This window comes from Paraburkholderia bannensis (genome assembly GCF_014200455.1).
GTDB lineage: Bacteria > Pseudomonadota > Gammaproteobacteria > Burkholderiales > Burkholderiaceae > Paraburkholderia > Paraburkholderia bannensis_A.
On record NZ_JACHBW010000030.1, the window covers coordinates 1 to 13,247 of the forward strand.

Sequence of the window (13,247 nt, forward strand, 5' to 3'; positions counted from 1 at the left end):
CACTCTTCGTCCGATACGTCCGTTGGGTAGGGTCTGCGTTTTTTCATCCCGCCAGGGTACCAGGTCTGGCCGAAAGTTCATAACACCTTCTAGCGAAGCGACACGAAAACATTTTGAAGTCGGCGAAGACGCGCGCACGCGAGCGGTCCGGGCATTCCGGGCAAAACGGCTTCGACATGCTGGAAATGAAGCCCACACGTCCGCCGCCATTGGCAAAACGGTAATTGACGGAGGTTTCGTCCGCGGTCGTGGGGGCGCTCGGGTGTCAAGCGGTAGCGGCTCTGCAGCGTGCGCAGGATGTGTTCCGACGGCACCACCTTGTCGTTGCGCCATGCTTCGGCGCTGCCCACGTCCATGTACTCAATGAAGCGCAGATCGACCCGCAGGCAGCGGAAGCATTCCGCGATCGGCAGGATCTGGTCGTCGATCGCATCCAGGCTGACGGTCTCGCGCCCGAGGGCGGCCTCGCGCAGTGCGCGCGCCTTGGCGCCGAGCAGCGAGCCGCTGGTGGTCGTGAATAAGTTGCCATGCCTTGTCTGTGCCCGTTCGATCGTGTTCACCGTAACTCTGTCTAGGGCTTTGTGAAGGAGGCCCCGGTCGCGATGCCGGCGGGTGGATTCCCAAGGCGGCACCGGCGGGTGGAACGCCGATGCGTCGCGACCTCACAGTAAAAGAAACGACCCCAGCGCGCCATCCTGCATCGGACTCAGTCGGGCAGCCCGATGAATGCCGGCGTCATACCTAGGTGTGATAGTGCGAAGGCCATCACGCCGCCTAACATCACATTGGCGCAATGGGAGTATCCGCGGCGATGAGCTTTGTACGCATCGCTAAGACGACGTGTCGGGATGCGGCGGCCTGGACAATCTTCTCAATTCATTGGTTATGCGACGGTGACGTTCGCGTCGGGCCTTTCCTGCTTCGCCGATCGCCGACACACGTCATGTGTGTGTTGCTCGACTTTAGAGTGCATGGAATGCAAGGTGCCGAAGCGCAGTGTCAACTGGTCGAAGATCAGAGACACATTCCCGTCGTGCTCATGTCGGCGCACGGAGAAGAAAACACGTTTCGGCTAGCCATGCGGCACGGCGCAGGCAGTTTTCCGCGCAAGCCTTTCGCGCAAGACGCGCTGTTCGATCTGATTCTTGCTGCCGTCGAAAAAAGGAGAGGTGAAGTGAGCACCGAGGCATTTGTCGAGGGTCTTGGCGGGTCATCCCCGGACGCCGCCGCCACTGTGCATTTCGATCAGGTCTGGTTCGATCAGCTTTCGCTCGAGGCGCTGCTGCTGGACGGCAATATCGTGCGCTATCGCGCGAGCTCGCCAGGCGGCGCGCAGTCGTGGCTGATCGCAATGCCGACCGATGTGCCAACGGAAGCCGTATTCCGGCGCCTGCAGCAGGAGTTCGCACCGGCCGACAAACTCGATTCCGCATGGGCGGTGCGGCCGCTCGCACTTGTACGCCTCTCGCGCGGCCCGGTTCTCGTGTACGAAGACAATGGCGGCGCGCCAATGCTGCCAGCCTTGGAGGGCGCGCTCCCGGTTGGCCGTTTTTTGCGCGTCGCGGTGGGTGCCGCGCGCGCGCTGCGGCTCGCGCATGCGCGCGGCGTCCTGCATCGCGACATCAAACCCTCCAATCTGCTGAAAGAGATCGGTGGCACGATCCGGTTGTTGGGCTTCCGCGATGCGATCAAACTGGCAGGCGACCCGTCGGCCGAGTCGCCCGACACGTTGTACGGCACGCTGGCTTATATGTCGCCGGAACAGGCCCGGCGCGCCGAAGGTGCGGCTGACGTGCGCAGCGATCTCTATTCGCTGGGTGTGACGTTGTATGAGCTGCTCACCGGGCGTCTGCCTTTCGAGGCGGTGGATGCGGTGGAATGGGTTTATAACCACGTCGCCCGCCAGCCCGCCGATCCGCGCCAATACCATCCGGGTTTGCCCGCTGTACTGGGCTCGATCGTTCTGAAGCTGCTCGCCAAGAGCCCTGCCGAGCGTTATCAATGCGCCTCGAGTCTCGAAGCCGATCTACGGCGTTGTCTGGCCGACTGGAACGAATTGCAACATATCGTTCCGTTCGAACCGGCCGCGGAAGACAACGTCAAAAACCTCGCTGTCACGCACCGTCTGTTTGGCCGCGCCGATGAATACAAGGCGCTGCTCGGCGCGTTCGAACGTAATGCGCAGCAGGGCGTGGCGGAATTGATCTTCGTGTCCGGCTACTCGGGCGTGGGGAAGTCCGAACTTGTGCGCAGTGTGCACCGTGCAACCGCGCAAACGCCGACGCTGTTTGCCTCCGGTAAGCTCGAGCAATACGGCCAGAACCCGCCCTACGCGCCTTTGATGCAGGCAACACGTTCGCTGTTCCAGCGTATTCTGGGCGAGAGCGATAGCGAACTGGACGGCTGGCGCGACGTTCTACGCGATGCACTCGGCCTGCAAGGCAAGCTGCTCGTGAGTTTCATCCCGGAACTCGAGCTGGTGCTCGGCCCGCAGCCCGACGTGGCGGATCTGCCGCCGGTGGAAGCGCAGCTACGCTTCCGGGCGCTGATCACCCGGCTGCTCTCCGTTTTCGCGACACAAGCGCACCCGCTGATCCTCTTCTTCGACGACGTGCACTGGTTCGACGACGCCACGCTGAATTTCATCGCGAACTTCGTGGCAAACGTCGAAATCAGGCATGTGCTGCTGATCTGCGCGTATCGCGACAATGAAGTCGACCGTTCGCCCAAGTTCAAGGCGTTCCTGAAGTCGCTGCCGAGCGCGGGTGCGCGCGTCACCACGCTGGCCGTCTCGCCGCTCGACACCGCGAACGTCGCCGCCTTGCTGGCCGACGCGCTGCATGGCGATGCCGACCACGTTTATCCGCTGGCCGCCGTCGTCCACGAGAAGACGGGCGGCAACCCGTTCTTCGTAAAGCAACTGCTGCTGGCGCTGGCCGAGCATCAGTTGATCTCCTATGACGGCTTCGCGGGCCGCTGGACATGGGATCTCGCGCGGATCAGCGAGTACGAATCGTCCGACAACGTGGTCGATCTGATGGTGGCGCGTCTGGAGAGATTACCGCGTGAGGTGCAGGCCGTGCTTAAGCTGCTTGCCTTCATGGGGCGCCGGCTCGACAAATCCACGCTGGTGCGGATCGATCATGCCGGCGGCACGGAGTTGGAGCAGCGTCTGCGTCCGGCAATGGAAGCAGGTCTGATCGTGTCGGATCGGACGGGTTTTGCCTTCGGCCACGACCGGGTTCAGGAGGCCGCATACGAGTTGACGCCGGCTGCCGACCGTGGAGTCGAACATGCTCGCATTGCCCGTCTCCTGATCGCGGATTTCGATGTGCGGGCCGTTCAGAAGTCGGCGTTCGACATTGCTCACCATATCGAACGGGCGCAGGCAGCCGACGCATTGCGCGATCTGGACGGCAACGAGACGAACGTCTTCGCGCGGATCTGCCTGCAGGCCGCACGTCAAGCGAAAGAAGCGATTGCCATCGAGTCCGCACTGAATCATCTCGACGTCGCGCAAAAGTTGCTGGACGCGAGCGGCGAAGACTATGGCCAATCTCTTGGCTATGAGATAGGCGTTCTGCGGGTGAAGTGCCACCTTTTGAATGCAGATTTCGATGCAGCCGGCACACAGATCGCGCAGATGCTGCGCCAGAACCTGTCGATCGTTGCACGGGCCTCGGTCTACAAGCTTAAAGTCGACATGCAGCAGCATCTGTCCGACTACGAAGCCGCGGTCGAGACCGCGCTGGAAGGTGTCAAGCTGTTCGGCACGTATTTGCCACGTTATCCGGAAGCATCGGACGTCCAGGCCGCGTATGACCGACTCAACGAATCGTTGCGAACGCGAACGATTGCTTCGCTGGCCGATCTGCCGACCTTGCACGATGCGGCGATTGAGTCGGAAATGAATCTGCTGGCGAGTGTCTACGCGCCCGCTTCGTTCGTGAACGAACGGCTTGGCTTCCTGCATCTGTGCCATATGGCGCAGCTCACCATCGACCACGGTATCACCGCGGCTTCGGCGCACTGTCTGGCGTGGTTCGGCGTGTATGTGGCGGAGTTTTTCGGCCGCTATGAGGAGGGTTTCGAGTTTTCGAGTCTGGCGCGCGCGCTGGTTGAACGGCGGGGCTTCAACACGGTGGCCACGAGCACGCTGGTCGCACTCGATACGGTCGCCGTCTGGACTCAACCGCTGCCTTACGCCCTGCAGTGCGCGCGCGATGCTTTCGAGTCGGCGCGCCCGAGCGGCGATCTGACCATGAGCTGTTACTCATGCAATCACATTGTGTCGGATCTGCTGACGATCGGCGCGCCGCTGGAGCAGGTCGATCGCGAAATCGACCTGGGTCTGTCATTCGCGAGGCGGGTGCGTTTTAAGGACGTCGAAGACATCCTTGAGTTGCAGAAGCGCTTCGTTCATAGCTTGACGGGAGGCCCGGGTTTGCCGGGCAACTTCGGCATGGTGGTCGAGGGATGTATGACATTCGACGCCGAACTGCTCGACACCCAGATGACGACGCTGCGCTTCTGGATCTGGCTGCTCAAAGGCGTCTCCTGCTATTTTCACGGCGCGTATCAGGACGCGTTGTACTGTCTCGTCGAAGCTGGTGAGCTGAAGTGGGCGACTCCGGCGCACATTCATCTGCTGGACTATCACTTCTATACGGCGCTCACGCTCGCGAAGGTGTATTCCGGTGAGGAGGATGCTGCCAGCGCAGTAGCGCGCATCGAGCCGCATCTGACGAGACTAAGGACCTGGACGAAGCTCAATCCGGTTACGTTCAGAGACAAGCAGCTATTGGTCGAAGCCGAAGTGGCGCGGCTCAACGGAACGCCGCTCGTGGCTATGGCACTCTACGAACAGGGCGCGGCCGCCGCGTCGGGAAGCGGCTTCAATCAGAGTAACGCGTTGGCGCATGAACTGGCGGCAGTGTGCTGCGAGGCCAACAGCCTCTTCAGTGCGGCACGCCACCATCGCCGGCGTGCGGTTGAGAGCTATATGCGTTGGGGCGCGCTCGCCAAGGTCGAGCAGCTCGAGCGCACCGAACGTCCCGCGCCGTTATCGATCGAGCAGGCGGTGGCATCGCGACCTTCGATCGAAATCGCCGATGCCCAGCGGCAGTTCGACCTCGTGTCGGCCCTGAAGTCGTCGCAGGCGTTGTCCGAGGAGATCGTGCTCGACAAGCTGATCCGGACACTTGTCACGCTGGCGATTGTTCATGCCGGCGCGCAGCGCGGCATGTTGATCCTGTTGAAGGGGAATCTGCCCGTCGTCGAGGCAAGTGGGCACGGGTCGCCCGATGGCGTTCAGGTGACGATCGGCGGCGACAAGGTGACCCGCGAAGCTGTGCCGAGCTCGGTGTTCTACACGGCATTGCGCACGCGCAGGCCGGTCGTGGTCGACGATGCGCAACGCGATCCGCGCTTCTCATTCGACGCGTCGTATTCACACCGCGCGGTGCGCTCAGTGTTCTGCTTGCCGCTTGTCAAACAGGGCAATGCCGTTGGCGCACTCTATCTGGAGAACAATCTGACCGCGGGCGTGTTTACGGAAAGTCGCACGTCAGTGCTTGAACTACTGGCTTCGCAAGCCGCCATTTCGCTCGAAACGGCGCGTCTCTATGCCGAGCTGCTGGAAGAGAACAAGCGGCGCCAGGAAACCGAGGTGGCCTTGCGCATGAGTGAAGAGGCGCTCGCGCTGGGGCAACGGATCAGCCGCTCGGGAAGCTATATCTGGAATAGTATGACGGGCGAGCGCTATTGGTCGAAAGAGTTGTATAGCGTGTTCAGCTTGCCAATGGAAGAAGGGAGCCCGGGCACCCAGGCGATTCTCGAGCGGATTCATCCGGAAGATGTAACCAGCTACCAGGAGACCATCGAGCAGGCCGCGCACAATCGCACATCGTTCCGGCAAAAGTTCCGGATCGTGACGCAGGGCGGCACGGTCAAACATCTTGAAGTACTGGGCGAACCATCGGGCGTGAGCAGCTTTGTGGGCGTTGTGACGGACATTACGGATCGGCATACAACGGAGCTAGCATTGCAGAATGCCAAGCTCGACCTCGCGAAGGCGTCACGTGCGACCACGATGGGCGAACTTGCCGCATCGATTGCGCATGAGATCAATCAGCCATTGGCGTCGGTTGTCTCGAACGCGAGCGCGAGTGTGCGTTGGCTAAACCGCCCCGTGCCGGACATTCCCGAAGCGTTGAACGGCTTGCGCGATATCGTGAAAGACGGCAAGCGGGCGGGCGCAATCATCCGCGCCTTGCAGTCTCTCGCGAAGGAGACCAAGCCGAGCTTCACGCCCATCTCTATCGATAGCGTCGTGCGTGAAGTGTTCGAACTGGCCTCCGCTGAGGTCGAACAGAGAAGTCTGGTTGTCCGGCTCGATCTGGCCGCTAACCGCTCGGTAATGGCCGACCGGGTGCAATTGCAGCAGGTGCTGTTCAACCTCGTCATGAACGCCGGGGACGCCATGAGTCATCTCGACGTAAAGCAGCGTTTGTTGAGCGTCACCTCGGGCGTCAACGATCAGGGCGCGGTGTTCGTCTCTGTGCAGGATAACGGTAGCGGGATCAGCGAGGAGAATGCGTCGCGTATTTTCGATGCATTCTTCACGACCAAGGAAACCGGCATGGGCATGGGGCTCGCCATCTGCCGATCCATCATGGAAGCGCATGGCGGGACGCTCACGGCCGGGCCGGGCTACCCTCACGGGACGATTTTCGTCTTCACTCTGCCGGCTGCCGCCTAGTTTGGTCACTTAGCGTCGCTGCGCGTGTGTATAGCGTGCTCGACTCAGCCTCTCTTCACACCTTCGTATAGCCATTGCACGAACTGCGCCCACGTCTGCCGGGGGGCGCGGTTCGTTCACGTCTCCAGACGCAATGGCTCTGTCTGCTTCACACCTGGATATGAGTTTTTAAAACCAGGCGCAGCGTGCGTGAAACCGATGTAGGGATGGTTGCACCGACGCCGTTCGGATAACGTTCAGGCGTGTTTCGTCAGTGCTCGCCCAATCGGTTGCATGGGGTAAAAGCGGCGACGAGGCGAGGTGCGAATTTTCAATTGACCGGCAAAAGCCGGTACTACGGAGAATGACAGATGAAGAAGCTAGTTTCGTTGATGGCTGTCGGTTCGGCACTGATCGCCGGTTCGCTTTCGGGTGCTGCATCGGCGCAGACCGTCCCGCAGCTCGAGCCCACGACCCAGGCGTTTATCGACAAGCTGACCGCCGCCGGCGGCCCGCCGCTGTACGAGATGACCCCGCATGCCGCGCGCAAGGTACTCGACGATATTCAGGCTGACCCGAACGGCAAACTCGCGCCGGCGCAAGAAAAGGAAGTCACGCTGCCCGTCGGTCCGACGGGCAAGACAGAGGTCCGCGTGATCCGTCCTGCGGATGTCAAAGGCACGACACCGGTCATCATGTACTTCCACGGCGGCGGCTGGATTCTCGGCAACGCCGCCACGCACGACCGGCTGGTACGTGACCTCGCGAACCGCGCGCACGCCACCATCGTGTTCGTGGAATACGAACCGTCGCCGGAAGCACAGTTTCCTGTGGCAATCGAACAGGACTACGCCGCTACGAAATATGTCGCTGAACATCCGAAGGAGTTCGATGTCGATGCGAGCCGCCTGGCGATCGCCGGCGACAGCGTAGGCGGCAATATGGTGGCCGTCGTCGCGCAGATGGCAAAGGAGCGTCACGGCCCGGCGATCCGCTTCCAGGCGATGTTCTATCCGGTGACCGATTACACGGTCGACGATTCGACCTACGAAGATTTCCCGAATGGTCCATGGCTGACGAAGAAGGCGATGCAATGGTTCTGGCACGCCTATCTGCCGAACGCCACCGAGACCCAGGCCAACGACCCGCACGTCTCGCCGCTGCGTGCTTCGCTTGACGCGCTCAAGGACTTGCCGCCAGCGCTCGTCATCACCGACGAGAACGATGTGCTGCGGCATGAAGGCGAGGCCTATGCGCACAAGCTCGCGCAGGCAGGCGTCAACGTAACGGCGGTGCGTTTCCTCGGCACGCAGCATGACTTCATGATGCTGAACCCGCTGCGCGACACTCCGGCTGCCTTGGGCGCGACGGCGCTGGCAGGAAGCATGCTGAACCAGGCACTCGCGAAATAGGATATCAGCACCATGGCGCCCCGATCCGAACCGCTCGCAGTCAGCCATGCCATACGTTGGGGCGCCGTCGTTACGCTGACGGGGCTCTGCGGCGGGCTATCGGGACTCGGACTCGCGGCGTTGCTGCACGCCATTCAGCATCTCGCGTACGGCTACAGTCCGGCGACGCTATTCAATGGCGAAAGCTTTCTGGACGGCGTAGGCTCGGCAAGCGCAGCGCGCAGAGTGGGCGTGCTTGCCGGTTGCGGGGTGGTTGCCGGGGTGGGCTGGCTGGCGGTGTATCGGTGGTGCAAGCCGCTCATCAGCATTTCCCGCGCGGTCAAGAGCGCCGATCCACGCATGCCTGTTGTAGCCACTACCTGTCATGCATTGCTGCAGATCATCACAGTGGCGCTGGGATCGCCGCTCGGGCGCGAAGTCGCACCTCGCGAAATCGGCGCGATGATTGCGGCGCGGCTATCCTCCTATGCGCGGCTCACACTCGATGAATCGACAGTGATGGTGGCATGTGGCGCTGGCGCCGGATTGGCCGCGGTGTATAACGTGCCGCTTGCCGGGACGTTGTACGTGCTGGAAGGATTATTGGTGAGCTACAACTGGCGGGCTCTTGTGCCCGCCATTATCACGTCAATGATTGCCGCACTCATTGCACGCATGGGTCTCGGCAATCTCCCGCAATACGCGGTGCCGCAGTATGCGTCCACGCCCTCGCTGATGATCTGGTCGGCGATCGCGGGGCCGCTGTTCGGACTCGCCGCGGTTCAGTTCACGCGGCTGATGAGTTCGGCGCGCGCGCAGGCGCCTCGCGGTGCAGCGTTGCCGGCGCTCTGCCTGCTGAACTTCGTCTTTATCGGCTTACTTGCGACGCAACTCCCGATCTTGCTGGGCAATGGCAAGGGCCCCGCGCAGGTCGGCTTCGATGGCTCGATCAACCTGGAGCTCGCAGCGATTTTGCTGGTACTGCGTGTCCTGATCACATGGACCAGCCTTCGGGCGGGGGCCGCGGGCGGCCTGCTGACACCGGGCTTGTGCAATGGCGCGTTGTTCGCAATCCTGCTGGGCGGCGTCTGGTCGACGCTGTGGCCGGGCACGCCCTTGGGCGCGTTCGCGGTGATCGGCTCGGCTGCTTTTCTGGCTTCGTCGATGCGTGTGCCGTTGACGGCGCTTGCGCTGATCTTCGAGTTCGCGCGTCCGTCACAGGAGTTCCTGATTCCGATGCTGATTGCCGTGTCCGGTTCCGTTCTCACGGCCGAATATGTGCGCAGCGCTATGGCTGCATCCGCAAGCCGCCGCGTGATGCAAGGCGAAGTTGAGCAAACCGGCGCTTGAGTTCACGCGCGCGATATTCTCTTAGGCCTGCTTGGTGAAAGTCGCAAACGTCGAGATCGCGCCGTTCTCCGTCCTGCAGCACGGTGACGCGTACCGAAGCGGCTCGTGCGCCGCAGATCTCACACAAAGTCTGAGGTATGTCGATAGTCCCTTTGATGGGGCGGTTCGACAGAATCCTCTGGGGGAGGATCCGCAAACGAAAACGGCCGACGCTACCTCATGGGCGACGCCTGCCGTGAATGACCTTCGCAAAGCGGTGCGCTTAGGAGTTAGCTTCGCTTCCCGCTGCGGTGACGAGTCCAAGCTGGCTAAGGATGGAGCGGGCCTGCTCGACTTCTTCCGGCGTGCCGTGAACGATCAGCAGAAAGCCGTTGGCTTTGAGCGCCGTTTCGTATTTCACGGCGTCGTTCTTCGGCACGCCCAGTTCCGCGAGCGCCGCTCCGATCGCGGTCACGCCGCCGCCAAGCACGGCGCCCTCAAGCGCGGACACCACTGTCGCCACGATCGGACCGGCCAGGCCGACCACACCGAGGCCGGGCACGAGGAACAGCGCCGGCGACAATAACAGGCCCCAGATGCCTCCCCAGAAGGCGCCGGTAGCGCCCCACGATTTGATGCGGTCGCCCGCGGTGTAAAAGCCGACAGCGTGTTCCTCGGAGTGAAAGCCCTTGCCGACGATAGACAGCCTGGTCAAATCGAAGCCGTTCTGGCTCAGTTCCTTGACGGCTTCGTCAGCGGCGGCGTGGTTGGAAAATACTGAAACGACGGCGTTGTCCTGATTCATTGCTCGACTCCTGGTAGATCATCACGATGATGTCGTCACGTGGGATGCGGCGCTGCCACGAAAGACGTTGTCATAGCTGGCCGCGTCGCGGGATTCAATTCGCGTTCGCGTGAATCGCGTGAATCGCGTGAATCGAGTGTCGCAAATGCGCATCGGCTGCTCTTTCCGATTCGCACGGTGATCGTCGTACGAGCATTACTCCGTGCGCTGCGACGACAAGGCTAGCGCCGTACGGTCCCATCCGCCGCCAAGTGCTTTGAGCAACTGCACGCTCGCCTCCACGCGTCTCGCCTGAATCCGCGCCTCGGTGCGCTCGTTGGTCAACGCAATGGTTTGTTCCGTGACGACGTCGAGGTAACTGACGGCGCCAGCCTGATAGCGGTTCTGGGTGAGCTTGAGCGAGAGCTCGGCGGCGGCGGTGGCGCGCCGTTGGCTTTGCGCTTCGCTCGCGAGCGCGTCGAGCGCCGAGAGGTTGTCCTCGACCTGCTGGAACGCGACCAGCACCGTTTGCCGGTAGTCGGCCACCGAACCGTCGTATTGAGACGTGGCGCCCTTCAACGCCGCTTCGCGTTTGCCGCCGTCGAACAGCGTGCCCACCAGTTGCGGGCCGATCGACCAGAACAAGCCAGGTGCCGTCAACCACGGAGAGAAAAAGGTGCTTTCGAGCCCGACGCTGGCGCTCAACGTCAGGTCCGGATAGAACGCCGCCTTCGCCTGGCCGATCTGTGCATTGTCTGCGGCCACGCGCCGCTCCGCCGCCGCGATGTCCGGGCGGCGCTCAAGCAGTTGTGACGGCACGCCCACTGGAATCTGCGGGACCGGAATCATTTCGATCTTAGGCGACAGCGAAAAGGACGAAGCGGGCACGCCGATCAGTGTCGCGATGGCATGCGTCAACTGGGCGCGCTGCACATCAATGTCGGTGGCTTGCGAACGCGTGCTTTCGAGCTGGGTTTCGGCTTGCGCAGTCGCTGAGGCGTCGATGGCGCCGTCGACCAGTTGCTGGTTGAGAATCTTCAGCGCCGCGGCGTACGCGCTCACGCTGTCATCGAGCAGCTTTCTCTGGATATCGAGCGCACGCAGTGCGAAGTAGTCGCTCGCCAGATCGGTGCTCATCGAAAGGCGAACTGCCTCAAGATCGGCTTCGCTCGCCTGGGCTGCGTCGCGTGCATTCACCACACCGTTGCGTACGCGTCCGAACAGGTCCGGCTCCCACGAGGCGGCCACGCCCATGGAATAATCGGGCACCGTCTTGCCGGCGAGGGAATGACCTTCTACGTTTTGCGAGAGACGCGTACGCGATTGCGCGGCGCCGGCCGTCACGGTCGGCAGAAAGCCCGAGTGCTGGTAGTCGATCAGTGCGCGCGCCTGCTGTAACTGCGCGACCGCCTTCTTCACGCTCTGATTCGACACGGATAACCGGTCTTCGAGCTGATTCAGTTCGGGATCCTTGAAGACCGTCCACCAGTCGCCGCGCGGCTGCGTATCGAACGGCATTGCGACGGCCCAGCCCGTCGCGGCCTTTGCGGGGCTGCCGGGTGCAGCGTATCGATCCGGCACGACCGCCTCAGGCACCGTGTAGTGGGGCATGGTCGAGCACGCCGTCAGCGCGCATGCGAGGCCGGTCGTCAGCGTCTTGCGCAGGGATGTCAGGGGCAGGGCACGCATGGTCGGCTTCCTCGGGATGAACGGTATCAGCCGTGTGCAGCGGGCGCGGCGGAGGCCGGTTGTGCGGCCGCACCTGCAGGCGCCATCACCTGGACGGCCTCGCCTGCCGTGATCGCATCGCCTGGGTTGTCGATCACGCGATCGGTTGCGGTGAGACCCGTGGCGATCTCGACATAGGTGCCGAAATCGCGGCCGATCGTTACCGTCTTCAGCGCAACCTTGTTACTGTCGTCGACTACCGCGACGGTCACCCCGTTCGGGCGGAACAGCAATGTGCTCACCGGCAATTCGAGCGCGGGATGCGCGGTGTCGAGTGCGAGATGTACCTGCACGTAAGCGCCGGGGCGCAACGCACCGTCCTTGTTGTCCACGTCGACTTCCACCCGCATGGTACGGCTCGACGGATCGATCACGTCCGAGCTGCGCGCGACCCGCGCCGGGAAATGCCGGTCGGGATACTGCTGGGTCGTCAGATAAACCTGCGTGCCCACACTGACGAAATTCGCGTCGTTTTGCGGGATGTCGGTGAAGGTGCGCAACACATCCGTCTGCGAGATGTGGAACAACTCATTGGCGGGCGCGGCAAGCCCTGGCGTTCCACCTGCCGTGACCAGCGCTCCGACGTCCACGTTGCGCACAGTGATCACGCCGTCGAATGGCGCGGTAACTTTCTCGTACGACACCATCTCCGTAAGCCGCGCGACATTCGCCTGCGCCGAAGCCAGCATTGCGCGTTTGGCCTGCATGTCGGCCGTTTTGCTATCCGCATCCTGCTGCGAAACGGACTGCGTTTGCAGCATTTGCTGCCAGCGTTGCGAGGTGGTGTTGGCGTAGTTGTAGTTGGCTTGCGCGGTGGTGGCGTCGGCGCGCGCCTGATGCAATTGCGCATCGAGCTCCGGCGTTTCGATCGTGGCGAGCAGCTGGCCGGCTTTCACCTTCGCGCCGATATCGCTGGTCCAGCGTTGGATATAGCCACTGGTTCGCGCATACACAGACGCATCCGCATAGGGCATGACGGCGCCAGGCAGCAGCAGTTCTTGCGAAACCGGTGCGTGGCCCGGCGATACTACGCTGACCGTCAGCGCGCTTTGGACAGCGACCTGTTCGTTCAGAGCCGAACTGGCCCGCAAGCGCGGCACGATGCCGACGATCAGCAGCACAGCGGCGACGCCCGCGAGTATCAGCGGCAGACGGTAGCGGCGCAGCGCGCCAGAGAGTACGCCCTCGCGTTGCGGCGCCGCGCGCAGGACAGGCAAGCCTGCGTTCGTGACGGCGCCGTCGTGTTCCGGAGTGGCGTCAGGCCTATTCATGATGG

At 62.4% G+C, this 13,247-nt stretch carries 8 protein-coding genes and 1 pseudogene; 5 read left to right on the forward strand and 4 right to left on the reverse strand.

From position 1 onward, the window contains the following. Positions 1–43 precede the first annotated feature (43 nt). Positions 44–196 (reverse strand): hypothetical protein, encoded by a 153-nt coding sequence (locus F4827_RS36070; RefSeq protein WP_409258881.1) that lies wholly within the window; start codon positions 194–196, stop codon positions 44–46. Between the two features lie 103 nt (positions 197–299). Here F4827_RS36070 and F4827_RS36075 point away from each other — a divergent pair, with 103 nt between their 5' ends. From F4827_RS36075 to F4827_RS32000, 5 genes and pseudogenes are all read left to right on the forward strand, one after another. Beyond that, positions 300–521, forward strand: coding sequence for a hypothetical protein (locus F4827_RS36075; protein ID WP_409258882.1), 222 nt, complete (start codon positions 300–302; stop codon positions 519–521). A gap of 422 nt (positions 522–943) precedes the next feature. Next, positions 944–1,132: pseudogene (locus F4827_RS36080) on the forward strand (response regulator); the annotation flags it as partial. Between the two features lie 42 nt (positions 1,133–1,174). Beyond that, positions 1,175–6,760, forward strand: a complete 5,586-nt coding sequence (locus F4827_RS31990; RefSeq protein WP_311675056.1) for an AAA family ATPase — start codon at positions 1,175–1,177, stop codon at positions 6,758–6,760. A 350-nt stretch (positions 6,761–7,110) separates the two neighbouring features. Continuing rightward, a complete protein-coding gene (locus F4827_RS31995) occupies positions 7,111–8,151 on the forward strand; it encodes an alpha/beta hydrolase (RefSeq protein ID WP_183732409.1) in 1,041 nt (346 codons plus the stop codon). A 12-nt stretch (positions 8,152–8,163) separates the two neighbouring features. Next, positions 8,164–9,480 carry a chloride channel protein gene (locus F4827_RS32000; protein WP_183732406.1) on the forward strand — a complete coding sequence of 439 codons (1,317 nt, stop codon included), beginning with the start codon at positions 8,164–8,166 and terminating at the stop codon, positions 9,478–9,480. A gap of 262 nt (positions 9,481–9,742) precedes the next feature. Here the strand turns inward: F4827_RS32000 and F4827_RS32005 are convergent, their stop codons facing one another. The 3 genes from F4827_RS32005 to F4827_RS32015 form a co-directional block, all read right to left on the reverse strand. Further along, positions 9,743–10,264, reverse strand: coding sequence for a general stress protein (locus tag F4827_RS32005; RefSeq protein ID WP_183732403.1), 522 nt, complete (start codon positions 10,262–10,264; stop codon positions 9,743–9,745). Positions 10,265–10,459: 195 nt separating this feature from the next. Further along, a complete protein-coding gene (locus tag F4827_RS32010; protein WP_183732400.1) occupies positions 10,460–11,932 on the reverse strand; it encodes an efflux transporter outer membrane subunit in 1,473 nt (490 codons plus the stop codon). 26 nt (positions 11,933–11,958) lie between these two features. Then, on the reverse strand, positions 11,959–13,242 hold the full coding sequence (locus F4827_RS32015; RefSeq protein ID WP_183732397.1) for an efflux RND transporter periplasmic adaptor subunit: 1,284 nt from the start codon (positions 13,240–13,242) through the stop codon (positions 11,959–11,961). Positions 13,243–13,247: the final 5 nt, after the last annotated feature.

What these genes read in the sequence shown, in the direction of transcription:
- F4827_RS32015 (WP_183732397.1), bottom strand. Translation starts at nt 13,242, where the DNA reads ATGAATAGGCCTGACGCCACTCCGGAACACGACGGCGCCGTCACGAAC.
- F4827_RS32005 (WP_183732403.1), bottom strand. Translation starts at nt 10,264, where the DNA reads ATGAATCAGGACAACGCCGTCGTTTCAGTATTTTCCAACCACGCCGCC.
- F4827_RS31995 (WP_183732409.1), top strand. Translation starts at nt 7,111, where the DNA reads ATGAAGAAGCTAGTTTCGTTGATGGCTGTCGGTTCGGCACTGATCGCC.
- F4827_RS32010 (WP_183732400.1), bottom strand. Translation starts at nt 11,932, where the DNA reads ATGCGTGCCCTGCCCCTGACATCCCTGCGCAAGACGCTGACGACCGGC.
- F4827_RS32000 (WP_183732406.1), top strand. Translation starts at nt 8,164, where the DNA reads ATGGCGCCCCGATCCGAACCGCTCGCAGTCAGCCATGCCATACGTTGG.